The organism is Undibacterium sp. FW305-107 (genome assembly GCF_058788535.1).
Window position 1 is genome coordinate 455,299 of record NZ_JBYTAV010000001.1, and the last position, 24,710, is coordinate 480,008.

Consider the following 24,710-nt stretch of genomic DNA (forward strand, 5'->3'; position numbering starts at 1 on the left):
GAAAGTCATTCCTCCGATTACACTTCGTTTGGAGCTATCGGGCTTAAGAGACCTATCGCTAATTTTTCCCGTTTGATTTAATCATTTCAGGCTCGAAGTTAATATCATCACCGCGACCTTGCTCATCAATTCCATTCGGACCAATTGAATATAGCAAAAAATGGTGTTCAGAATTCAATTCTCTATCTTTGTAGATAATCGCCTGTTTCCAACCATCAAGTGGTTGATTAGTGCGTAACCCGAGCACTTCAAATCCCTCAGCCGTTGTCGGCAATCGACCATGGTCTTTTTTCCACGAATCAATGGCTCCACCACAAAGCCAAAGCATTGATTTTGTCTGTCCATACTTTGCTGCTGAGGGATCGGAATCCAGCGGTATTGACATCCAATAAATCACCCATCCAACAATGCCGGTGATTACGATAAACGCGTAAATACGCGCAATCTTAAAGTTTATTTTTTTGTACATTTGCAATCCGGAGAATCTGTCGTGTACTGTTTGTATAAAGTATCCATGTCTTTCTTAGTGACTCGAGTGGCCCGAGGAGTTCCCCATACAGGACCTGCCGGATACTTTTTAGTTCCATTCCTCTCTAAACTCTCGCGGTTATAAATTGATTGATGGTGAGTCGATTTTCCAACATCATTGCTTGACTTTCCCCTATCCCAAAAATCATCACTACTATGCATCCCTTCATGAAATAGCGTAAAAAAGAGGTCTTCCCATACAGACCGCCGTAAACAATCAGCGCCACCAAATTCATTCGGGACAGTAATATTACCATTCCATCTATTTGTTACAGCTGCAACATTCTCGTCTAGAATAGGTCCCAGTGATAAATCACCACGCGGCTTAATGTCTGGATAAATCCGTTTCATCTGCTTAAATATAAAATCTACCCCTTCTTTACTCAGGCCGAAGGGATCTTGACCACCGAGCGGATCGGTGCCTACATACCCAAAAGTATTAATCCCCCCATTTAGACCTATTGGATCAGATTCTATGTAACGTCCTGTGGCTGGATCATAATCCCTGAAGTAGTTATAGTGCAGATTGGTCTCTACATCATAATACTGCCCCGGAAACCTTTGATTAAACACAAACTTGTTTGCGTTGTTTTGCGGCTGTTCATTAGGCAGCATCTCCCCAAACGGCGCACTATCCCAACGCCAGACTTCTATTCCCGTATTGTCCGTAATCACCCGCGGTGTATTCAAATGATCCGCATGAATATCATACGCCTTCGGTGTATTCGCTGTCACTGCGACCGGCACTGCCGCTGAAGTCGTGCTTGCACCCAGATTGTCCGTGGCTTTTGCCGTCAGGCTGTAACTCCCCTGCGCCACATTCGCCCAATTGGTCGTGTACGGTGCCTGTGTGACTGTCGCAATACTGTTCGTGCCATTCAGGAACTCCACTTGCGTAATCGTGCCGTCTGTATCCGTCGCTGTCGCATTCAGGATGATGGTCGCTGGTGCTGTTCCGTTAGCCGGGTTGGCGGTCAGGCTGACCGTTGGTGCGCTGTTGTTGATGACGTTAACTGTTACAGGTGCCGTGGTTGCCGTGGCGTTCTTGTTATCCGTCGCTTTGGCCGTGACGTTATAGCTGTTGGCCGTGACATTGCTCCAGTTGACGCTGTAGCTAGTGCCGTTTGTGACTGTGGGTGCGGTGGCTGTGCCTATCAGTGTTGCTCCCTGGTAAAACTCGACCTTTGCAATCGTGCTGCCGGATGCTGGTGTTGCAGTGGCTGCCAGGCTGATGCCTGCTGGTGCGACGAAGGTGCCATTCGCCGGCGCAGTCTGGGTAGCCTGCTTGAGTGCGGGTGTCAGGCTGACTGTTGGCGGTGTCGTTGCTGCTGCCTTGACTTGTACACTGACTGCGGTACTGGTTTGGGTGAGGCTTTGGCTGTCAGTGACTTTTGCTGTCAGGCTGTAAGTGCCGATTGCGGCATTGGTCCAGCTGTAGCTGTAGGGGCTGGCTGTTGCACTGCCTAGCAATGTTGTTCCATTGTAGAACTCGACTTTTGAGATGGTGCCTTTGCTGTCTGCGGCTGTGGCAGTAATGGCGATGGGTGCACCAACCGTGACACTGGCATTGTTGGCTGGTGCAGTAAGGTTAACAGTGATCGGGTTGGTGACGGTGATGCTGACCGGGGTGCTGGTCGTTGTGCCGCTGAGGTTATCGGTGGCTTTGGCGGTGATGCTGTATGTCCCTGGGGCTACATTGGCCCAGCTATAGCTATACGGTGCGGCTGTGTCGCTATTGAGCAGGGTGGTGCCGTTGTAGAACTCGACTTTGCTGATCGTGCCATCCGCATCTGTAGCGTTGGCCGTCAGGGTGATGCTGGCTTTGCCGGCAACACTGCTGTTGTTGGCAGGGGCTGTGATGCTAACAGTGGGGGCATTGTTGACGACGACGGCAACTGCTGTCGAGGTCTTGGTTTCATTGTGGCTATTTGTCGCTTTGGCGGTGAGGCTGTAGCTGCCTGTGGTGACATTGCTCCAGTTGTAGCTGTAAGGCGCCGTCGTGGCTGTACCCAGTAATGTAGCTCCTTGATAGAACTCGACCTTGCTGATGGTATCACCAGTGTTGGTGGCAGTGGCTGTCAGGGTGATGGCTGCAGGTGCACCGTAGCGGGCATTGGCGGCTGGTGCCGTCAGGCTGACGGTGGGTGCGACGGCGAAGGCCGGGCTGCTGATGCCGAGGCCCAGACCAGTAACGCAGATCAGGGCTGCGCTGGTTACTGTCATGTGTAATCGTTGTTGGAACAAATTCTTCTCCCCTGCGATCAGCCCGGCTCTCGTGGGTGGGCTGATGGCGGTTTTTTTTGAGTAAAGTTTTTCTGGTAACCAGTTGGCGATTTGATTTAGCTATTCTGGTTGACCTGTCGTGTGCTGGTCAGTGGCGTCTTACTTGATCACTGCCACAGGCAAGTCACCGAGATAGATGTAATCGACATCGTTCTGTCCGGTACGCTCACTGATCAGTTTGCCACCCTGGTCGTAGTGATACAGGGTGCTGCTGGCGGGGTTGCTGCCATTGGCGGGTACGTTCTTTTGTACGCGTTGGCCCAGGGGGTTGATGAGGTATTGCACAGTACCTATGCTGGTGACGGCGGTGGTCATGCGGCCACGGGTGTCGTAGGTGAACTGGTTGGTGCCGTTGTTGGTGATGCTGCCATTGGGGTCCATGACAATGGTTTTTGTCTGGCTGTCGGTGACCTGGGTGAGGCGGTTGCTGTTACCTGCATAGGTGTAGCTGGTATTGGCGGCGCCATTGGTCTTGGTGTTGCGGTTGCCGACGGGGTCGTAGGTAAAACCCTGGCTGACCTGGGGTGTTAAATAGCTGGTGAGGCGGTCGACGGTGTCATAGCCGTAGGTGGCCTGGCGGCTGGGGTTGTTGGTCTCGTTGATGGCGGTGATGCGGCCTGCTGCATCGTAGCTGATGGCTTGGACTTTGTTGTTGAGGGTGTAGCTGGCAATGCGGCCTTCGTTGTCGAAGCTGCGGCTGGAGGTTTGTCCGGCGCTGTTGCGGTAGCTTTGGACGCCTCCAAAGGGGCGGTAAGTGGCCTGACTGAGGATGGTCATGGCGATGCCGTCTTTGGTGGTGTCGATCTGGGTGATGCGGCCCAAAGTATCACGGGTGTAGCTGATCAAACGGCCATTGGGGTAGGTGGTGCTGCTGAGGCGGCCTGCATTGTCGTACTGGTAGCGGGTGACGTTGTTGGCTGCGCCCAGGACGCGGGTCTCGGTCAATACGCGGCCACGGCCATCATAGGTGTAGCTGATGGTGCCACTGGCGTCACTGATCTGGCTTAAGCGGCCTTTGGCATTCGTGCCCTGGTCGTAAGTGTAGGTGGTGACGCTGTTGTCGTGCCAGGTGATGCTGGTGATGCGGTTGAGGACATCATAGGCATAGCGGGTGACTTGGCTCTTGGCGTCAGTCTTGGTGAGGATGTTGCCTGCGGCATCGACAGTGGTGGTGGTGACACCGGTGTCGGGGCTGGTGAGGCTGAGCTGGTTGCCGAGGCCGTCTATGCTGTAGATCGTGCTGAAGTTGCGGGCATCGGTGACTTTGGTTAAGCGATCCTGAGCATCGTACTTGTAGCTGGTGATCTTACCATCGGCATCGGTCTGAGTTTGCAAACGATTGAGACCATCATAGGTCTGATTGGTAGTGGCATTGTTACCATTGACGATCCAGGTGAGGTTACCGTTACCATCATAGTAATATTGATAAACAGTGCTTTGAGCCTGACTGTCTTGCATTACCGCAGCCAAGGCCAAAGCAATTACGCTGTATTTTAAAGATGATGTTGTCAATGTGGTTTTCATTGTGCAGCTCCTGTCACGGTCTTCAGGCGGTTCAAGGCATCGTACACGCGGCTGACCTGACGTGTGAGGGTGCCACCGGCATCTGTGACGGTTTCATTGGTACGGTTACCCATGTTGTCGAGTGTGTAGTTGATGCTGTTGCCCAGGCTGTCGCTGATTTTGGTCAGGCGGTGGGCGTCGTCATAGGTGTAGCTGATGTAGCTGTTGTCTGGCAGGGTAACCTTGGTCATCTGGCCGACGCTGTCGTAGTCATACACGGTCGTTTCGGTGACACCGTCAGCATTGGTGCTGCGTTGTTTGAGCCAGCCACGGGGGGTGTAGCTCAGGGTAGTGACCATGCCGTTGGGGTCGGTGATCTGACCTGCGCGGCCATTGGCGTCGTAGTTACTCAATGTGGTGAGGTGGCCGACAGCATTGGTGACAGTGGCCATGTTACCAGCGGTATCGTAGGTGTAGGTGGTTTTATCGGCGACGTCGGTACGTGGGCCTGTCACAGTCAATACCTGGCCTATGTTGTTGTAGGTGTAGGTCCATGTACGAGACAGTCCGCTGCTGCCGGCATTCATAGCCAGCTCTGTCTTGGTCAATACATTACCTTGTGGATCATGGGTAAAGCTGGTTCTGGACAGCGGGGTATTGACCTCAACAGGCAGACGATAGTTCGTATGCCACAGAGTGGTGATTGTTCGTTCCGCAGCTGAACCTGCCGCTTCTACGCGTTTAAGTTCAAGATTGCGGACAAGGTCAAAAGTATATTTAGTGGTCCAGCCATTAAAGTCAGTTTTGCTGGCCAAGTTACCGCTGCTGTCATAGCTTGTCATACTTGATGCCGCACTACTTCCTGCACCGGCTGGCTGTATGATAGACACTATTTTTTTCACATCGAATATTGGCTGCAAGTTATGCATCCAGAAAGTGCCAAGAGGATCGGTAATGTTTCTACCATTCGGACTGGCATAATCAACGACATATTTTTCTACGCCATTTGCATGTTCGCTGGATACCGCCCTGCCGTTTGCATCATATTGCCAGGTTGCATAGCGGACGCTGTTTTCGTCAACGATGCCGGTCAGCGCATTAGGGAAACGTCCATCTTCATAGACGTAACGGCGCACCTTGATATCCGGATAAGTCACGGACACCAGGTTGTTGTTCGCATCGTAAGCATAAACATATTTGCCACCATCTGGCGCTGTCATTTGCTGGAGACGGAATTCGGTATCATAAGCAAAACTTAACTGACGGCCATACGAATCGATAACAGATTCGATCAATTGTCCATCTCCTACATAGCTCAGCGTCTGCGTTGCTCCGGCGCGATTGCGAATAGACATCAAGCGACCATTTTTATCATAGGTCTCGATATCGTCCTCAGATGTGGTCAGCACCCATGTATTACCGTTTTGCACCAGCTTGACATTCACATCTGCATCAGTACTCCAGACGCCATCATTCTGGACAAATGGAATGATCGAACCATTGGCACGCGACACGGTGGCGACAGCTGCGACTGTCTGGAACAATATCCGTTTATGAAAATTGTGCTGCCACCCCATGCCTGGCGCACGGGTTGCTGAAGAGGGATAAGTATCGCCAATATCGGCAAAAGGAAAATTAAGCATATATTTGCTGGGGCGTTCGCTATTGTAATAACGCACGAATTCCAGACCGCCAACTGCGCTGCGGTAATCAGCCTCTATCTGATGTTTGTTTCCAGTCGCGTAACTGATCGGATTACCAACACAAGGGCAATCTTTATTTTTATCCGGTGGCAAAACACATTGGCCACCTTCTTTAATGTACGGTAATGTACAAACGTCATCGTAGAGCGCAGGTATTGAAACAAAGGCAACTATAAAACCAGGGGTGGCAATGCTCTCATAGGTACAATCATAACCTTCATGCCCCGGGCCACTACCTGCAGTGGGGAACAGGCCATAAAATCTGTAGCCGTTAAATAAGACACGAGACTCAATCTCGTAACGTCCGCACCCCTCGCTCGCTGAAGATAAGATAACACCGGGGCCATAACCCCATCCTTTGATTTTTTTTCAGTAGGAATAGGTGATTTAATTTGTCCAGCATAGCTAGTTTGAAAAGCCAGACCAACTTGCATCATAAGAAAAAAAGTCAAGCGCAATAGCACTTTGAAATTACAGTATTGTTGATTACGCATAGCAGAAAATATGAGAAGTAAGCATTAGAAAACCTGCATGAGCTGTTCATGCGAAACAAAAGCGAAGGCTCTTGGGGATTTCAGATATTTGGACGGAAATTGAGCAATGACGACGCTCAAGAAAGGAGGCTTTTTACCAAGTATAACTACAGTATAAAGCTCGGTATTCCCAAAAAAATTCTGGCGAGTATATTTTAAAGCCACCAACAATGCAAAATTTTATTACTTAAAATACCGTAACATCAGATTGAGTTTCAGAGTTCATTTTATCAACAGGATATGGAGCGTTTGTCTCGTCATCCGGTCAGGCAAGGATAAACCAAGGGTGTCGCGCAACATACTGCATTCCTGCGTGCAGCGTGGACTGACTAGCGCCCCCATCCGGGGGGGCGCACGATTTAGGTGAACTGCAGCTTTACGACATTCGCTCAGACTCCAATCTTCGCTGCACAAGGCGAATATTTTATGCTGTCCGCCAAAACCGCACAGCCAGTGCCGCCAGCGCCGTGACTGTCGCCATGCTGGTGACACCTATCCAGCCCCATTGCGCCAGCAAGGCGCTGCCCAGTGTGGCACCTGCCGCCATGCCAACGAACATGCCGACAAACAGGACTGCGTTAAGGCGGCTGCGGGCACCGTTGTCTATGCCGTAGACGATGGTTTGATGCGCAATCAAGGTGCTTTGTACGCCCAGGTCAAAACCGACTGTGCCTATGCCCAGCAACCACAATTGTGCGCTCGGCGGGAACAGCGGGCTCAGGTTCATGATGGCGAACGATGCTGCTGTCAGACCCGATCCCAGCTTGGTCACCAATTCTGGCCCACGCTTGTCTGCCAGGTGGCCAGCCAGGGGTGCTGCCAGTGCGCCTACTGCACCTGCCAGGCCAAAGGCACCGGCCACTGCGCTGCCCATGTGGAAGGGTTCGGCATGCAACATCACTGCCAGGGTAGACCAGAAACCGCTAAAGCCCATCGCCAGCAAGCCTTGCGCCAGTGCTGCACGGCGCAGCTTGCCATGACGACGCACAAGCTCAAACAAGGAACCGAGCAAGGCGCGATAACTCATGGAAGTAGTCGGTACAAAATGCGGCAGGCCGCGCCAGATCGCTACGCCTATGAGTGAAACGCCAAGCGCCGCCAGCACAAACATGGTGCGCCAGCCAAATTGTTCTGCCACAAAGCCGCTGACGACACGCGATAGCAAGATACCCATCAGCAAACCCGTCATGACACTGCCCACCACCTTGCCACGGCGCGATTCATGTGCCAGGGTGGCCGCAGCAGGCACGATGTCTTGTGCCATGGTCGCTGTCAGCCCTATTGCCAGGCTGGCGACCAGCAAGACACCCAGCGACTTTGAGGCTGCTGCAGCCAGCAGTGCCGCCACCAGCAAACCCGCCTTGATGAGGATGATATTGCGGCGGTCGTGCTTGTCACCCAGCGGGGCCAGCAGCAAAATGCCCAGCGCATAACCCAATTGCGTCAGCGTAGGCACATAACCAATGGCGACATTACTGACACCTATGTCAGTAGCCAGTATGCCCAGCATGGGCTGGCTGTAATACAGCGATGCCACAGAAAAGGCAGCGCCACTGGCCAGCAAAAACACCATAGACGGTGATGGCTGCTGATGTACCTGGGTATCTGTAGCTGACGGCAGTACAGTTATATGGTCATGCGGATTTTGAATGGAAGACATGCTTTTCTCTTTGCTTTAACTGATGCATCACAGTGTAAAGCGCGCCCAACTTGAACGGTAGTAGCAAGCCGTGCAGATTTGTTATACATTGAGCGTATGACCAAAACCCTGACCAGACGCCCTGACAATGCCGCCACCGCTGCCCTGATGACGGGTGCAGGTGACCGCATAGAGTTGATGCAAACCTTTGTACGCATCGTCGAGGCGGGCAATCTGTCAGCCGCAGCCGCGCAACTGGGCACCACCCAGCCCACAGTCAGCCGCCGCCTGCAATCGCTGGAGCAATTCCTGGGTGTGCGCTTGTTAAACCGCTCCACCCACAGCATGCGCCTGACTGCTGATGGTGAGCGCTGTTATGAACATGCCAGAAACCTGCTGGTCAGCTGGGCCGCCTTTGAATCTGATTTGCGCGGCACCAATGAAGAACCAGAAGGCGTGTTGCGCGTTGTCGCCCCACACGCATTTGGCCAGGAACGCCTGGTCAGGCCGCTGGCAGATTATCTCAGGCGGTATCCACGCGTGTCGGTAGAATGGCTGCTGCATGACGACACTTCGCTGCAAGATTTTATTTCTGAAGGCATAGACTGCGCCATACAGATAGGCGAGCTGACCGACACCAGTCTGGTTGCCATCAAACTGGCAGAAGTGCCACGTATCGTCGTCGCCGCACCATCGGTTTTGGCGGGCCGCCCCATGCCACAACAAGCCATAGACCTGGCCGGACTGCCCTGGTTATCGCTGCGTACTTTTTACCGTAGCGAAGTATTCCTGCATCATGTACACACTGGCGAAATCCAGCGCCTGGCCTTCACACCACGCCTGAGCACCGACAACCTCTACGCCCTGCGCACCGCCACACTCGAAGGCCTGGGTGTCGCCATCGGTTCAACCTGGATACTGACTGACGACATCGCCGCCGGGCGGCTGGTACAACTGGCACCACAATGGCAGGCCACGCCACTACCAGTGAATCTGGTGTATCCCTATGCACGTTTTTATCCTGCACGGCTGCGCAGGTTTATCGAAGTTATCCGGGCGGCTGTGCCGACTACTTTGCATGGTTGACGACTTATAGCATCGCCCGGCATGCGGCAATCTTTTTTCCGGGCTAATGCAAGGATTTCCCTCAAATCTGCCATACAATTAAATCATTCATTTTTTACACTTCCGTGCTGTTTAATTTAACCTGAAGGATGTTCCATGACTAATGCCCTTGTTGCGCTGCCGCCTGGTTTGTTTCGTAGCAATTCTTTACGCACGCATGCGCCACGTCCGGCGCTGGGGTTCAAGACGGGCGTCAGCCAGGCCCTGCCTTATCCTGGCGCGGGAGAAAACCAGGTGCTGGCAGTGGCAGCCGATGGCAGTGTATGGACTTTGACCAGGGACAGTGTTTCGCAATTCAGCAATAGTACAGGGGCAATAGTCAGGATTTGCGACTATGCTTTATACAATCAAAGCATGTTTGGTTTTCCCCAGCATCTGGCTCCAGTCAATTTCAAGCGGGCGTTTTTTATACGCAGCAAAGACAATAATCCTGTCGTCATGGAATACCACAAGGATGTGATCATCGACCCTGGTTCAGTCAAGTCCCTGCCTGTTCTGCCTGAAAGTGATTTCCCCTCCACCATCACTGCTACTGCCGATGGCAATATGTGGGTGCGTGGGCGTAGTGGCCACGTCTGGCAATACTTGAATAATGGCTGGCAAAAAATCGCCACGCCGGTGGGAATGGTAATACAACAAATCAGTGCAGGTGCGGCTGATTTTTTGCTGGCACTGGTCAAACAAAACGGCCAGGACATCATCATGCGTCTGCAAAGTGGCAGCTGGATTAAACATGATGACCTGCCCCACAATGGCATCCGCTGGATAGGCGCATGTGAAGACAAGGAATACTGGTGCACATCTGTCGGCATGGAAACCGATGGTGAGCTGCATTTGATACGTAGTGCTGTCAGGGTACAGAGTTTTAAAATCACCAAAGGTACAGTCGGCCTGACGGCCGCCACCCATCGATCATGCTATTTCTATTCCATTTTTGATGGTATTTTCAAGCGCGCAGCGCTTGGTATCATTGACCAGGCGAGCCAGGAATGGCCAGCCATGACAAGCGTGCAAAAAGAAATTTATGGCAGCATGTCCAGCGAACTGGGCATTGCCGATGTGGGTGGCATACGGTCGCAATACACCAATATCAATGCTGCTTTTTCCATCTGGGCTGGAAAAATCGATAAAATGACCCGCCCCGTCAAGTTTACTGAAGCTGACTGGGAGATAGTCAAAAGCCAGTTGATTGATGAACTTGAATACGTGCAAGGCGTCACCACCTTGTCCACCAATGTGGCCCTGCTCAATGGCATCATGGGGCAAATTTATACCAACACCTATAACCAGGTGGTGCAAATGATGGGCTTGCCCGAGCATAGCACCGACCAGCCAAAGACGGCGGTAGAAATGGTGCTCGATAAACTGCTGGATAAACTCGAAGGGGCACTCATCAGCAAAGCCAAAGCCGTGATAGGTGCAGAAGCCGTCGATATCTCGGTGGCCTGCTTTAAATTCGCCAATGCGCAGATGGCCAAGGAGCATCATCTGCCTGATGGTTCTGTCCCCTTGATCATCGCCTGTTCTGAGCTGGCAGGTACCCTCAGCGCCCTGGTAGTACGAAGCGAACAGGCACGCGGCCAGTACCAGACTGCCATCTTGCAAGACTGGGGCAAACTCAGCGGCTGCGGTGAAGCCATACGCAGCGGCATCTGGTTCTGGGCACCTGGCACTACCTATGACAAAGTCAAGGATGCAGGCAAAGCCATCGCCCTGAACTTCTACCAGACCCTGATGCCGGTCAAATGGAAAATTGTTCTCTGCCAAGGTATACAGTCGGTACAACTGCGTACCGACCCCTTCATGCACAAAGTACCGCGTTATTCACTGATGTGCAAAATGCTGGGTACGCAAATGGACAGAATCTACTGGTGGTATGCCTGCATGGAAGTTGGTGCTGCAGTCAAACAGCAAAGCGAGGGCCCATTCCCCGATCAAAGACTTTTAGAAACCATCTTCGCACTCGACACCAAGCCCGTGGACTTTTTCTCAGGCGCAAATGGCTGGAAGTTGCCAACCGCAGAAGTCCCCGGCTACCGCCCACCCGAAGGCGCTGCGCAATGGCAGACGTATCAGAACTTGCCTTCGCCGTTTTAGGCTGGGGTGGACTTTACTGAAATAATTAATGCCAATTGGATAGAGATAAATTCATGTTTAAAATTGGAGACATGATTGCTTCAATGCTGATGCGATCGTACTTTGCCCTCGCGTTAAAAAATGAATATATCCTTAAAATAAACTATCGTCACCCAAAAAATTAGCGCTTTTATGTTTAGCTTTCTCCAGTCAACTATCTACGTCCAGATTTCTTCTGATCGTTTAAGTATGAGGGATGTCAAATCCGGTCAATCCATCTCGGAAGTACCTGAAATAGCAATCAGTACTTCAACAAAACAGGAAGTAATAGGCGCCGGGGCTGAGGCGCATTCTGCGGCTGCGACCCAGGGTAACGCCATTGTTGTCAACCCTTTCGCCCATCCTCGCTCACTTGTTTCTGACTTTACTGCAGCAGAAAAACTCATCAAAGCATTTTTGGCCCGTCTTGTGAGCGACCGGTACTGGAAGATGTCACCGGTCATGATCATCCATCCCCTGGGTAATCCAGATGGAGGTTTTACACAGATAGAGAACAGGGCATTCCACGAACTAGGCTTTGGTGCGGGTGCTGCGAAAGTCATCTTGTGGCAAGGTGAAGAACTGAGCGACCAAGAAATACTGTCGGGCCAATTCTCTTCTCGTGGGAAAATCTGTGCTTGAATAAGGCAATCAGTTTTCAGCTAGCAGGCTGAGGGAATATGTCTCGCATTTTTCAATATTGTTCCCAACAATACTGAAAAATGCTTATTTTTTTGCTGGTAATGTACGGACAAAATCTAATGCAGTACTGATCAATTTGCGACGGATTTCATCGTCGCCAAATACACGGGCGTCGGCACGTACCCATCCGGCCATGGGTTTTCCGCGCGAGAGCATAGGTACTACACCATCTAATTGAAGCGCCCTGATTTCATGAACTTTACCTAACCGGACAAGCATACCGTCATGGCGTGCGCCACATAACAAACGTCCACCATGCAACCATGCCCAGCCACCAAACATTCCCTTTGTGGTAATTTCCGGTTCCGATTCCAGCTCATTGTTAATCAACTCTTCCAGTCCTTTGTCGCGTGCCATAGCTGCTCCTCATTTAATTTCCTTGATGGAAAATGATGCCCTCAAGTCTGGCAGAAAGCTCATCAAGATCATTCATACCCGCTATCGCCAAAAATTTAACCCGCCCTGTGACGTCTGGCAAATCTTGAACCGGATCAAATCCAGCATTTCACTCTCTTGATATTTGTTCCCACACCTACAAATCCAGTTTCTGCATCAATTGCTTCATATCCACTGCATAAAATTGCGGTATCTTGAAATCCCCCTTGCACGGCACGGCTAAGGTTTCTCCATTTTCCAAACCCAGGCTCACTTTGCCGTGTGAAGTGCAGGTTTGTATCATTTCATCGACGAGTAGCAAAGTGCCGAATAATCTTTTGCCTTCCATTTTCTGAATTTTCATGCCTTCTTTAAATAGTTTGCATCCTTTGATTTCTCCTACGAGGAAAGCGTCTTTACCAGTGTAAAAACTGGCACTGCCATTACAGTTTTCTTCCATCAAGGCAGTAAAAGCCATACGTTGGATATTGGCGTATTGTGTTGGCGGCGGAGGGGCAGGTTTTGCAAATTGGGTGCTGGAAAAAAATTCAGGCCAGGCTGTTGCCATGGGTTGGTCACCCATGAGTTTGGGTAGCCATAGTGGCGTGCAATTTTTCTTCTTTCCGCATTCCATGGCTTGCTCAAAACTTGTCACCTCCCCTGTTTCAAATCCATGGTAATAATCATTTATTTGTTGCAGGGCGCTGCCATCGTTCTGACGTGCCGCCAGCCCCATGACATGCAAAGCCAAACCACATTCATAGGGTACCGCGCCGCTGGCTGCCAGATTCTTGGGTAATGTTTTCCAGCTATATCCAGCTGTCTTTGAGAGGCAATTGAAAATAGCCGTACTGAGTTCTGTTGCTGCGTCCTCCGGGTTAAGCCATCTGGTTTTCAGGCTTGCTGTCCAGCGCAAATATTCAGCTCCACCTTCGCCAATGAAGGGGGCACGTTGTTCTTTTTCTTTGGCTGGAGGTGCTTGAAAACGATGGGCAAATTCATGCCAGACAAATTTCCTTAATCGCTCATCACTATCAGGATTGGGGTGCTCTGGCCAGTTATAGAGCGCCAGCCGCAAGACATCACCGGCATCGCCCCAAAAACCTGGGACGCCACCATCCTGCTCCACATTAGCGGCAAGTATGGGCTCGCGAAAAGCCACATCAGGCAATGCCTGGTGATAAAAATCTACCGCTTGACTGGCGATGTTTTGCAGAAGCTGTATATTCGCTGCCCCCAGAGCGGGATTGAAATAGCTGATGACGCCAGCTTTTGATGAAATCTGCTTTTGCAGTAGCAACACGGCCATGTATTGCCCATCATATGCATCGTAAGAGGCCGTTTTCTGGAATAGCTGGCCTTTGAAAGCGATACTGCCCGGCGCTGAAAATTGATAACCTACGGTGCCGCACTTGTCGCTGACCGCGTAGCTGGTCGTGTTGACATACATGCCTTCGCCCATGGGGAAAGAACCAGGCGATACGCGGTCATAAAACTTGCTGCTGGCAGGCACCTGGAAACGTATGTGTGAGCATGCCTTGTTGGTTTTGGTGAGTGCTGTTCCGTCAGCGGTACCGCAGTCATCCGCAGCTTGCCACGCTGCCCGGATCTCGCTGCCAAATTTGGGCAAGGTTTCCTGGTTCAGGAATGGAATGGCATCACATGTTTGCGGCAATTGATAACTGACTTCCAGTCTTTGTGGAGAGATCAGTTTAAGGTGTACGGTAACGTCAGCAGCCTGGCTTTGCTGGAGTAATAAACAGGCAGATGTTGCGAAGATTGCTGGCAGATATTTCATCATGAAATGAGTTCTCGTAACAAGAACTCAACATTGTGCCCTATCTTTCATTGCCGCAGCTTCCTTTATCAAAGTCTCCAGCACCTTCATATCAACATCACTCAATTTCCGAATATAAAGGCAGCTTTTGCCAGATTTGGTTTTACCCAGGCTGGACATCAATTGCTCATGGTTGGGTGTTGCATGCAAACCGTAAAGACTGATATCACCCTTGCGCGAAGAAAAGCCTAACAGGCAGCTATCGCCTTCGCGGCCGCTTTCGTAGCGGTAGTGATAGCTGCCAAAGCCGACTATGCTGCTGCCCCACATGACGGCGGGCTGCTTCGTCGCTTTGGACATGAGCTTGACCAATGTTGCGCAGTCCTGGCGGCGGGTTTCGTCTTCAATGGCGGCGATGTATTCGTCTACGCTATTGTCTGTTGCTTTGGTTTTATTCTCAGCCATGGCGACTCCCTGTATGTAGAAATCTGCTCTGTTTTTTTCCCATGAGAGCTATGAGGATACTAGCAGTTTGTCTTTCAGCATAGCAGTTCTCGCTGGCCTGTATGGGAACCATCTTTCGTTTGTTGTATTGGGCGCGCTGCGCTGTTGCCTTTGCCAGATGGCTGTCGCCAACAGGTGTTGATGCATAGACATACTGTGCCAGAGGCAAGCACAAATTCCAGACGATTCCTATGTTTCCGGCAGGACGTTGTCGCACACGCGTTTTAACGCAGCCATCACTGCCTGCCGGGCATCGGGGAAAGTGGCAGCGGGATGACGGGCCAGCCATTTCGCCAGTTCGTTGATGGCGCCGTTCAGGGCAGAGGCGCAGGCATCGACCTCCAGCACACTTAATCTGCCGCCGGGGTTGAGGATGTCGCCCAGCACGGCGTGGAGTTGCTGGTAACCATGGCGCTCATCCAGTGCTGCCCAGGTCTCTGCCCCCAACACCGAGGGACCATCTATCAGCAATACCTGACGCGGGCCAGGTTGCGATATGGCGTCAACCCAGGCCATGGCACCTGCTATCAGTTGTTGCTGAGGTGATCCCTGGGTATCTGCTGCTTTCTCAATTGCTGCACTCAGGTCGATGTGCACTGCCTCACATACGGCAACGAACAAATCTTTCTTGTCACGAAAATGGTGGTAGAGCGCACCGCGGGTGAGGCCGGTAGCGAGCAACAACGCTTCGGTAGAGGTATCGGCATAACCATCTTTCTCGAACAGGGCGCGCGCAGCAGCTATCAAGCGCGTGCGTGATTGCGCACCTTGCGCCAGGCGCCGGTTCGCAATTGGGGCTTCCGTGGTATTTTTCTCAGTTGACATACAGACTGTATGTATCCATAATTAATTAGACATACAGACAGTATGTACCAAACCTGAACTTCAACGCAACAGGAGCTATCATGTCGACTCTCTCACCCGCCACACTCTCGCAACTGACCTCAGCCTACCCTCTGATCACGACAGCTGACATACAGGCTTCACGCGACTTCTTTATGAAACACCTGGGTTTTGAAGTAGGGTTTGAGGCATCCTGGTTTGTCTGGCTGTCACGCAGCACGACCGAAGCTGGCACCACGGCAATCGCTTTCATGACACCTGATCACCCTTCACGCCCGCCTGGGCCAGAGGCATTCAATGGTCAGGGCCTGTTACTGACCCTGCAAGTAAACGATGCACGCAAGGAAGAAGCCTTGATGCGCGCTGCCGGTGTAGAAATCGTCTATGCGGTCAAACACGAGCCATGGGGCCAAGTACGCTTCCAGGTGCGCGACCCATCGGGGCTGGTGCTTGACATCGTGGAACAGGCTGAACCGGCAGCGGGCTTTTGGGATGCTTACATGTGAATGTAGCTCGACAATGCTCGCCGCCATTGGGGGAATGAACTGGCATATTACAGGTCCTGGCCTGATCATAAAAACTGACGTCAAAAACAGGCTGAAAAAATGCAGGTGGCAGTTCTATTGGACAGGCATTGAATGGTGCTGGCGGATGAAGCTTATGAATAAAGCCGACCTAAACAGGAAACGTCTCTGCGTTTCCTGTGGTCAGGTATGTATCAGGCAGCCTTGTTCCACATCGGCGTCAACGCAGTCACCTGCGGCGGGCCTGACAACAAAGGCTCGACCTCCAGCAGGTAAGCGGCATAGCTGTCTGTCTTTAAAAATTCCTGCGACGCTTCAAGGCTGGTGTATTGCTGGAAAGCGCAGATGGAATCAGGGTCTGCATTGTCGAAGCAATAGAAATAAGCCATGTGGCCAGGGTTGGTTGATATGGCTGGTGCCATATGCTTTTCCCAGACTTTGCGCACTTCGTCGCGTTTTCCGGCTTGGGTTTTATGTTTGATGATGACGGCGAAACTCATTATTACTCCATAAAAATTGATATCAGTTGTCAGGTCAGACTATTTTGCGTCGATTTTGTGTCGCTTTTTACGTCCATTGCGGATTCCAGACTACTTCCCACAAATGCCCGTCGGGGTCCTGAAAGTAGCCTGAGTAGCCACCCCAGAAAGTAGCGTGGGCAGGCTTGATGATCCTGGCACCGGCTGCTACTGCTTTTGCCATGACGGCATCCACTTCAGTTTGTGATCCTACATTATGGCCCAGCGTCATTTCTGTCGCACTTGCCGCTTGCAATGCAAGGCCGGTGTCATGCGCGATACTCGTGCGTGGCCACAGGGCCAAACGCAAGCCAGGCTGAAGCTGGATGAAAATCACAGCACCATATTCAAATTCTTGACCGATGATACCTTCGGTGGCAAAGCCCAGACCATCTCGGTAAAACCGCAATGACGCTTCCAGATCGTCCACGCCCAGGGTGATGACAGTGATTTGTGGTTTCACAGTAATACCTCCACAGGGGTACCTTGAATAGAATTTAAAATCAAAGTTTAACAGCCAAACTCAAGGGCTGCATTCAGGGTAGCAATCTTACCTCTTTCTTAATTCGTGCAAATCGAGTGAAAGCAAAAAGCCATACATCTCATGAGATGTATGGCTTTTTGCAAGTTATACAAATCCTGCTATCTACGCATGCGTTGAAACGCAACTTACGGGTCTATATGGCATTCAAAAAAAAATTACAATCAATCATGGCTTGCTGATCGCAAGCACCTTGATGGGATGCTGCATTCTTTCAGCATGCGCCTTGACATAGGCTTGCCATTTTTCATTGCTGTTGTATGGGCTGGCTCTGTCCCAGGCTGCACCGACGTAATAGCGTAATGGTTTGCCGGAAGAGACTGTAGCGACGATGAGGTCGTTGAGTTTGTCCTCGGCATAGCCCTCGGCGGTTGGCAAAATAATCGCGGTGCCGATGGAACCATTGCTGGCCTGCTCTACCCATTGGGTGATGGATGGGGTGACCTGGTTTTTCGTCAGCTTGATGACGGGGTTCTGACCTTTGTCTGTCGGTGTTTTATTCAATCCCAAGGCGACTTTCAATTGCGCAGGGCCGGTAAAGCTGAAGGTGCTTTCCATCTGGTCAAACAGATGGCCAGCATCGACGGTGAAGCGTTTGACTTCTGACACTTTGACGCCCGCCGCATCCCAATTGTCGTAACTGAGTTCAAACACGGTACGCACTGGGCCGTTGGCGATGACTTTCCAGGTGGCGTAGTTGGCGCTGGTGTACAGGCTTTGGCCGTCCCAGATGCCGGTGCCACCGCAACCGCGTGAACGGCCAACGTTGTACATGTCCATGCCCTCACCTTCGTCCTTGTGGTAATGGTCATGGCCCTTGTTGTACCAGCGGTCTACGATGGGGTAGGACACACGTTTGAACCAGATGTCGAGGCCACTGCTGCGCAAGACTTCTTTATTGCTGCCAGCTGGCGCGGGCGCTTCCAGTGCCGGGCCGTAGGTGCGGTGACCTATCTTGTCATTCTCCCAGGCGAAATCATCCAGACGTTCTGGTATGTAGCGGGCAAAGGCCTTGGTTTCAAATACAGGCACCAGGGTGTCGATTTTTTCCACGTTGAAGATTGCCTGTTTTTCACCGGGGGCAAAGTCATATTGAAAAATCAGTTCACCATAGGCAATGCCTTCACCCTTGGGGTCTTTTGACAAGGGCGCGACATTGGTCACCTGATGTGCCAGCACTTTGCCTTTTGCATCCTTGACGGCAATGCGTTGTATCAGTGCGCCGGGCAAGGCCTTATTGACTTCTGACCAGGGTAGCGTGATGGTTTCAGACGGGCGTGCCGCGTCGAGATCATGGCTGACTTGTATGGTGAGTTTGTCGACAGCGTGGGCGGCACTGGTCACACCTGCAGCAAACAGACTGCTCAAAACTAGTGGAAGTATCTGGCAACGCAAAGTCTGTTTCATGGCGATGGATTTCATTGTGGGTGTCCGTTAGGTGTAAGGCGTCAATGGTGTTCGCGATAATCTGTCTTGCTATTGCCAGCAGGCAGATAGTGGTAGGTGCGTACCTTATGCTGGACTTCAATCGCTGGATTCTTCAACAACTTGATCATTTCAGCGCCGGCCAGCAGCACGGGGCCATAGCCATGCAAAGTATCTACACTGGTGGGGCGGTTGTAGTAATACACCTGGTCGCTGGCGAAGGTAGTACCTACGCAAGTGCCTTCGACCTGGCCTTTGGCATTGATGCGTGGGTAGAGTGCATTCCAGCCAGCCTGGGCAATGGAGCCATAGGTCGTCGGGCTGACCCAGCCCTGGTTGATGGCGTGGGCAATCGTGTACACGAACATGGCACTGGCAGATGTCTCAAGGTAAGAGTCATTGCGGTCCAGCATCTGGTGCCAGAGACCCTGGCCAGACTGCAGTTCGGCTATGCCATTCAATGTAGCACGCAGTTGCGCCAGCACTTTGGGATAACCTGGGTGATCCTTGGGCAGCACATCGAGCACATCTGACATGGTCAGCACGGCCCAGCCATTGGCACGCGCCCAGTAAAAGCGCGGTGCATCTGGGTTATTCGCATTCCAGCCGTGGGTGTAGATACCGGCCTGCTTGTTGAACATATAGGCAGACATTTGCAAAACGTTTTTGACTGCATCATCAAAATACGCTTTGTCTTTGGTCAGGTGACCGAACTCAGCCAGCGGCATGACGCCCATATACATATCATCAGACCACAGGGAAGAGGCTTGCGGGCGTTTTCTGGCCAGGGTGCCATCAGCCAGCCTGTACTGTTGCTTAGCGACGAAATTGCTGCACACCTTGATCATATTGCCTAGGTCTGGCCCGATACTGGCAAACTTGGCCCTGATAAGTGCCGCACACATGGAACCGCTGTCATCGAGCGAGCGCGGGTCAAGAAAGCGCGCAAAGCTGTTGGCGCGCTCCAGGTGGAACTGTTTTTCTTGCGCATCAAAATAAGGCATGGTCTTGGCAAAGAACTGCAGGTGGCGCTCTGTCATTGCTGTAAATTTTTTGTCGCCTGTGACTTCAGCCGCCTTCATCAGCCCGGCGTGCACCACACCCATTTCATAGACCAGGATGCCAAAGTCACCCTTGGCCGGCTCAAAAATCGCATCGGCAACCGGTGGCTTGCTAAAGTCTGTGACCTCTGCGCCACTCCCCTTTTGTATCACGCGGGTAGGCGTGACTGATTCCATATAGGCGCGTACGCGATGCAGGGCTTCAGTAATTTCGGCCACTTCCGGCTTTTGGTAAGGCACGGGGTAAGTCCCCTCGCCTGCATCTTTCAGGTCCTTATTGTCACGGTTGCGATACCCCCCTTCAGCATAAGCAGTGCCATATAAGAATAAGGATGCCATAACTGTTGCAAAGAGCGTCTTGGCAAAAGTATTAACAAGGATGGAACTTGATTTCATATGCGCCTGCCTGGAAAGTTTGTTGAAATGTCTCATTTATAGGACTTACGCAAAACCGCCCCAACTGCGTTGAAGCTCCTAGCCGTACTAAAGTACTGTCTTCGTCGCTCCGCCTTGCTGGGACAATTTTGCGTAAATCCTGATTTATTTGTTTTTTCTTGCTTCAATTACATATATTGCAATAATTGGTCAGACCATTTTAAATTGGCCTGTCCAATAATGCAATGTGGACTAGCCGCTTATTGCATGATTATGCGATAATTCCTGAATGCTGCCCGATAAGCTTGAACAAAGCCTGGACAAGAACCTGCCATAATTGGGCTGGATGCATTACCAAAAGTATATGATGGAGTAAGGCTTGAATCGACTTGTCGCCACACTGCTTGCAGGTACATCGTTGGCAGGAAGCATGCTGTCAGGATGTGCCAGACCCGGCCAGCCCGCGCCTGCAGATAACGTCTACACGGCAGAAAGCACCTACCAAAAGCTGGCCAGCACTTACCCTTTCATCCACGTCGCCAGCAAAACACCACCGGAGACTGTCAGGGTACTGCGGGACATAGACTACGTCAGCAATCAGGGCAAGACCCTGCAACTGGATCTGTTCATGCCCGCACAAACCAGCAAGGCAGCCTTGCCGGGCATAGTCCTGGTACATGGCGGCGGCTGGCGCTCAGGCACACGTGACAATCTCGCCCCCATGGCAATACGCCTGGCAGCGCGCGGCTACATTGCCGCCACCGTCAGTTATCGCTTATCAGGCGAAGCCCGCTACCCCGCGGCGATTCATGATGTCAAGGCAGCGATACGCTGGCTACGCACGCATGCGACTGAGTACCAACTGGACCCCAGACACATTGCAGTCGCCGGTGGTTCAGCAGGCGGCCAGATCGCCGCCCTGGTTGGCGCCACCAATGGCATGCCAGAGTTTGACCCGCAGGTGCACCTGAGCCAAGTTTCCAGCGCTGTGCAAGCCACCATCAATATTGATGGCCTGTCTGACTTTACGTCAGAAGAAGCACGCAAATATGAAGACGACCCAAAGAAAAAACCTTCTTCCGCCGGTGCCTGGTTTGGTGGTACTTATTCAGAAAAACCTGAGTTATGGAAAGAAGCATCGCCACTGACGCATGTCGGTCAACATACCCCGCCCATCTTGTTCATAACCAGCGCGCAAAAACGCTTCAGCCTTGGGCGGGAGGAGATAGTGCAAAAGTTGACGGGCCTGGATATCGCAACATACACAGTGCTGATACCGGATACACCACACAGCTTTTGGTTGTTTGATCCATGGCTGGAGACGACCGTAGGTGCGATGACGGAGTTTTTGGGGAAAGTGTTTGGAAGACAATAAACTTGTGATTTGGAGGCTTGAGGCAAGCTGCACCTAAGCGCGATGAACATACATCAAAGCCATGCGGCGCAATACATTACACCCTGCGTTACGGCGTTGCCTGGATAATGTCAGCTTGCTTACTTTGTGCTGAGGCTTTAAAAATGACGACAATAGCAGCCAGCATAGACAAAGGAATGACAAAAACAAAAAAGATGAAATTCAATGAGTCGATATCCCATTCTATTGGCAAGAGATAGCTAAAAAATTTTCCAATAGCGTCAGTCATCGCCATAAAGCGCACAAGCGAGAGATAAATGCCGATCAAAGTGCCCCAGACTATCGTCGCAAAAGGCATAGCTTGAAAATGCTTTCTCAGTGAAATAGCAAGCAGGATAAACCCAGTCACTGTCACGATTATCAGGAAGATAGGGGTCCCTATTATTTCTTTTCCAAAAAGTTGGATGATATCCAGAGGCGATAATACAGAACGCACTTCTTCAGGAAATAATTTCCTCAACAAAATTGCGATGACGACTTCAGAAAATGCATTACCAATGGCTGTACATATGCATGACAGCATTAACAGTTTCCAGTAAGTGCGGATGGTCTTCATGCTTCGCCTAAATTATTGCGGTGTTGGCGTTATTGAGCGGTAGCTAAGGTTTGCGCTTATGCCCACAATGGATGATTTTCCCTTGTTGCTGCACGATAAAACTGCATGATGAGTTCAGATAAATTTGCATCAAACCATTTTCTCTATGCATGCCCATATCAGTTTCTGTACTGTCGCAGGTGATCAGGATATCTTCTCCCGGCTCCAAAGTAAAATCATGTGCCCAGGGTTCGATCCAAACGATCAGATCATTCGCGTCATTATTTGAGACGGTAAATTTAAATAAAGGCTTCTTGTTAAAGAAACTGTTGATGAAATTTCTCATGCAGGAATTGAACAAGAATAAATCGCTATATTTTATGGAGTAAGAGAGCTGTGATTTTGTAGGATGCGCCGTGCGCACCTGTCTTTCGCGATTATATCTGTTAGTTCAAATTGATTTCTGGAGCGGTCAACAATATCCTGCTCCCTTCACTCTGCCTCTCCCTGAACGGGAGAGGCGTTTGAAATGCACCCACGCGCCAGCAACGTGTATTTTACTTACCGCCGACTGCCCCGCAGTAAGCACAGCGCACTCTACAAATTTACATTTCAGGTCGGTGCCTGCCCATCTGCCACGATGCCCATATCCTGCATGTTTTGCGGCGTATAGCCCGCCTTGACCAGTGACTGATTCAAAGCCTTGCGCAAATAGGCCAGATCAAATTCAGTCTGCGCCAGATTAAGGCCAAGCTCAACGATCTGGCCCGAACGCAAAACAGGTGCACCTGTGGTTTTGTCCCATTGCAGCAGGTTATGATTTTCATTTGGGTCAGCATCAAGGTTATACAATTCCCACTGAGTATTGGTGGGGTTTTGTGGTTCCCAGTAACGCACCAGTTTCCACGGTTTTTCAAAATAAGATTGCACATGGTTGGGTTGTACGACCGGGCCAGGTGCTGTCAGGGGCTGTCTTTCCGTAGGCTTGCCGGTGGGGCTGGTCAGGCGCTCTGTAATATCGACATACCACTGGTATTTATCGGGCAGGTAGTTGGTGTCCAGCGGTGCGGTGATATTGTCGTCGGATACAAACAACACGCCGCGGCGTTCTGTCTCTTGCGCTGTACCACGGATGATGGGTGCCAGGTCTTCACCAACCAGGGGTTTGACATCATGACCTTGAATAAATTTGGCCAGCGCCTGCCTGTCGTTCTGGTCATAGCCTGCCAGGCCCAGCAGGGTTGGTACCCAGTCCACATGGGTGGTATGGCATTGCACGGTGCGCATGTTTTTGTCGCTATTCACCAAAGGTGAAGAAATGATGGCGGGGATGTGGGTGGCTTCTTGATATGCGCCACACCATTTTTCTATCTGGCCACCATGCGCCCCCGCCAGCTCGCCATGATCAGAGGTGAAAACGACGATGGTGTTTTGATCAAGGCCGCTTTCATACAGACGCTCCAATATGGTGCTGACTTCGATATTAACCAGGTACTGCAGGTAAAGATAGAACGCCAGGTAGTTGCGATACCAGTCCTCTGCATTGCTTTGCATCTTGAAGGGATAAGGTGAAGGGATGACGGCATGCTGACCGCGCAGGGTTGTCAGCGCCAACTGGAACTTGTAGGAATAATCGTACTGGCAATCTGGCTTGCTGGATAAATCACCGCGCCAGTTGGCAGGCAGCCTGACATCACCTAGTTTGAAGCCATCAGGATTCAGCGGTACGCGGTAGGTGGCCTTGAATTGATTGGGGGCATTGCCATACACCGGTGGCTGGCTGAGCGTACCTTTCACCGGTGCGCCATAAGGTGCAATGATGTCGCCCAGCGTCGGCGGTGTTGCCGGTGTTTCTACTGCTGGTTGCCATGGAAAGGGATAAGCGCCTATGTCGTGCGGATTGACAAAAGACGCCACCGCCAGCCAGGGCCGCAGCTTGAAGCTGGCATTGGTGGGGTTATTACTGTTGATCATGTTCGCCTCCACACCCACGCCCTTGCGGCGCAGGAAGGTGGTGACGAGATCAGTATAAGTTTTGTCGCGGTACACGCCCAGATTGGGCGTACCAAAACGCTGGTCAGATGGTGTCGAATATTCCCAGTCACCAAAGCCCCAGTTCTCCAGACTGCCATCAGGTGGGTTCGATAAATCCCAGCGGCCAAAATAATGCGTCTCATAACCCGCCGCACGGAACCAGTCGCCCATGGTGGGCACGCCGTCTTGCGGCAACCACGGGAAGGCCGGGTCGGTATCGACCTTGAACATGCCCTCGGTCTGCGTCACGCCACTATGCGCACTGTATTGCCCCGTCATGATGGTGGCACGGCCCGGCACGCAAGCGATGCTGGAGCAGGTATGGTTTTGCAGCGACACCCCATTCTCACGCAGCTTGACGAAACCGGGAAACTGCTCTGCATAGGGATTGTCCTCCAAGCTACCCTCTTCAAAACGCAAAATCTGGTACAAGGGATCCAGCGGATCATCTGAATAACGCGGCGGATAACGCATCTGATCAACCATGATGAACAGGATATTTGGCCTGCCTGGCGGGGTGCTGGTATCACTGGTATCGCTGGTCGAATTTGTAGAATTGCTGGCTGTAGGGCTTGCTGTGCTCATGATCATCCTTTTTGCGGTAAGGGGCAGAACATCGAGGGGCATTGCTGCAAGGGCAGATCAGGCTTTTC

The 24,710-nt window shown here is 51.5% G+C and carries 21 protein-coding genes; 5 read left to right on the top strand and 16 right to left on the bottom strand.

Annotated elements, in window-relative coordinates:
* Nucleotides 1–58: 58 nt before the first annotated feature.
* The 5 genes from AC3WQT_RS02185 to AC3WQT_RS02205 form a co-directional block, all read right to left on the bottom strand.
* A complete protein-coding gene (locus AC3WQT_RS02185; protein WP_492701796.1) occupies nt 59–469 on the bottom strand; it encodes a hypothetical protein in 411 nt (136 codons plus the stop codon).
* Nucleotides 454–2,751: an Ig-like domain-containing protein gene (locus AC3WQT_RS02190; RefSeq protein ID WP_492701798.1), complete on the bottom strand. Its 2,298-nt coding sequence runs from the start codon at nt 2,749–2,751 to the stop codon at nt 454–456. Before AC3WQT_RS02190 ends, AC3WQT_RS02185 begins: the two co-directional genes overlap by 16 nt.
* Nucleotides 2,752–2,910: 159 nt before the next feature.
* Nucleotides 2,911–4,335 (bottom strand): RHS repeat domain-containing protein, encoded by a 1,425-nt coding sequence (locus AC3WQT_RS02195; RefSeq protein WP_492701800.1) that lies wholly within the window; start codon nt 4,333–4,335, stop codon nt 2,911–2,913.
* Nucleotides 4,332–6,110 (bottom strand): DUF6531 domain-containing protein, encoded by a 1,779-nt coding sequence (locus tag AC3WQT_RS02200; protein ID WP_492701802.1) that lies wholly within the window; start codon nt 6,108–6,110, stop codon nt 4,332–4,334. The genes AC3WQT_RS02195 and AC3WQT_RS02200 overlap by 4 nt, the downstream gene beginning before the upstream one ends.
* A gap of 864 nt (nt 6,111–6,974) precedes the next feature.
* Nucleotides 6,975–8,210, bottom strand: a complete 1,236-nt coding sequence (locus AC3WQT_RS02205) for an MFS transporter (RefSeq protein WP_492701804.1) — start codon at nt 8,208–8,210, stop codon at nt 6,975–6,977.
* 96 nt (nt 8,211–8,306) lie between these two features.
* Here AC3WQT_RS02205 and AC3WQT_RS02210 point away from each other — a divergent pair, with 96 nt between their 5' ends.
* From AC3WQT_RS02210 to AC3WQT_RS02220, 3 genes are all read left to right on the top strand, one after another.
* Entirely contained in the window at nt 8,307–9,275 is a 969-nt protein-coding gene (locus tag AC3WQT_RS02210; protein WP_492701806.1) for a LysR family transcriptional regulator, read from the top strand.
* Nucleotides 9,276–9,410: 135 nt separating this feature from the next.
* A complete protein-coding gene (locus AC3WQT_RS02215) occupies nt 9,411–11,411 on the top strand; it encodes an NHL repeat-containing protein (RefSeq protein ID WP_492701808.1) in 2,001 nt (666 codons plus the stop codon).
* Between the two features lie 171 nt (nt 11,412–11,582).
* Complete coding sequence (locus AC3WQT_RS02220) at nt 11,583–12,071, top strand: rod shape-determining protein (RefSeq protein WP_492701810.1); 489 nt, start codon at nt 11,583–11,585, stop codon at nt 12,069–12,071.
* A gap of 84 nt (nt 12,072–12,155) precedes the next feature.
* On the opposite strand, the gene AC3WQT_RS02225 is transcribed toward AC3WQT_RS02220, so the two are convergent.
* From AC3WQT_RS02225 to AC3WQT_RS02240, 4 genes are all read right to left on the bottom strand, one after another.
* Nucleotides 12,156–12,488 carry a TfoX/Sxy family protein gene (locus tag AC3WQT_RS02225; protein ID WP_492701812.1) on the bottom strand — a complete coding sequence of 111 codons (333 nt, stop codon included), beginning with the start codon at nt 12,486–12,488 and terminating at the stop codon, nt 12,156–12,158.
* 175 nt (nt 12,489–12,663) lie between these two features.
* Complete coding sequence (locus AC3WQT_RS02230) at nt 12,664–14,307, bottom strand: hypothetical protein (protein WP_492701814.1); 1,644 nt, start codon at nt 14,305–14,307, stop codon at nt 12,664–12,666.
* A 24-nt stretch (nt 14,308–14,331) separates the two neighbouring features.
* Entirely contained in the window at nt 14,332–14,748 is a 417-nt protein-coding gene (locus tag AC3WQT_RS02235; RefSeq protein ID WP_492701816.1) for a DUF1801 domain-containing protein, read from the bottom strand.
* Nucleotides 14,749–14,976: 228 nt separating this feature from the next.
* Nucleotides 14,977–15,612, bottom strand: a complete 636-nt coding sequence (locus tag AC3WQT_RS02240; RefSeq protein ID WP_492701818.1) for a TetR/AcrR family transcriptional regulator — start codon at nt 15,610–15,612, stop codon at nt 14,977–14,979.
* 80 nt (nt 15,613–15,692) lie between these two features.
* On the opposite strand from AC3WQT_RS02240, the gene AC3WQT_RS02245 reads away from it, so the two are divergent.
* Nucleotides 15,693–16,136, top strand: coding sequence for a VOC family protein (locus AC3WQT_RS02245; protein ID WP_492701820.1), 444 nt, complete (start codon nt 15,693–15,695; stop codon nt 16,134–16,136).
* Between the two features lie 212 nt (nt 16,137–16,348).
* Here AC3WQT_RS02245 and AC3WQT_RS02250 read toward each other — a convergent pair whose 3' ends face one another.
* The 4 genes from AC3WQT_RS02250 to AC3WQT_RS02265 all read right to left on the bottom strand — a co-directional run bounded on the left by AC3WQT_RS02250 (nt 16,349) and on the right by AC3WQT_RS02265 (nt 20,038).
* The gene (locus AC3WQT_RS02250; protein WP_492701822.1) at nt 16,349–16,654 is read right to left on the bottom strand and encodes a putative quinol monooxygenase; all 306 of its coding nucleotides are present in this window, start codon (nt 16,652–16,654) and stop codon (nt 16,349–16,351) included.
* A 67-nt stretch (nt 16,655–16,721) separates the two neighbouring features.
* Nucleotides 16,722–17,135, bottom strand: a complete 414-nt coding sequence (locus AC3WQT_RS02255; protein WP_492701824.1) for a VOC family protein — start codon at nt 17,133–17,135, stop codon at nt 16,722–16,724.
* A 246-nt stretch (nt 17,136–17,381) separates the two neighbouring features.
* Nucleotides 17,382–18,635 carry a BT3233 family polysaccharide utilization protein gene (locus AC3WQT_RS02260; protein ID WP_492701826.1) on the bottom strand — a complete coding sequence of 418 codons (1,254 nt, stop codon included), beginning with the start codon at nt 18,633–18,635 and terminating at the stop codon, nt 17,382–17,384.
* Nucleotides 18,636–18,661: 26 nt separating this feature from the next.
* A complete protein-coding gene (locus AC3WQT_RS02265) occupies nt 18,662–20,038 on the bottom strand; it encodes a glycoside hydrolase family 88/105 protein (RefSeq protein ID WP_492701828.1) in 1,377 nt (458 codons plus the stop codon).
* Between the two features lie 415 nt (nt 20,039–20,453).
* Between AC3WQT_RS02265 and AC3WQT_RS02270 the strand changes: the two genes are divergently transcribed.
* Nucleotides 20,454–21,449 (top strand): alpha/beta fold hydrolase, encoded by a 996-nt coding sequence (locus tag AC3WQT_RS02270; protein WP_492701830.1) that lies wholly within the window; start codon nt 20,454–20,456, stop codon nt 21,447–21,449.
* Between the two features lie 88 nt (nt 21,450–21,537).
* Here AC3WQT_RS02270 and AC3WQT_RS02275 read toward each other — a convergent pair whose 3' ends face one another.
* The 3 genes from AC3WQT_RS02275 to AC3WQT_RS02285 form a co-directional block, all read right to left on the bottom strand.
* Nucleotides 21,538–22,044, bottom strand: coding sequence for a hypothetical protein (locus AC3WQT_RS02275; protein WP_492701832.1), 507 nt, complete (start codon nt 22,042–22,044; stop codon nt 21,538–21,540).
* Nucleotides 22,045–22,087: 43 nt separating this feature from the next.
* Nucleotides 22,088–22,369: a hypothetical protein gene (locus tag AC3WQT_RS02280; protein WP_492701834.1), complete on the bottom strand. Its 282-nt coding sequence runs from the start codon at nt 22,367–22,369 to the stop codon at nt 22,088–22,090.
* Nucleotides 22,370–22,635: 266 nt separating this feature from the next.
* Nucleotides 22,636–24,642: a sulfatase-like hydrolase/transferase gene (locus tag AC3WQT_RS02285; protein ID WP_492701836.1), complete on the bottom strand. Its 2,007-nt coding sequence runs from the start codon at nt 24,640–24,642 to the stop codon at nt 22,636–22,638.
* Nucleotides 24,643–24,710: the final 68 nt, after the last annotated feature.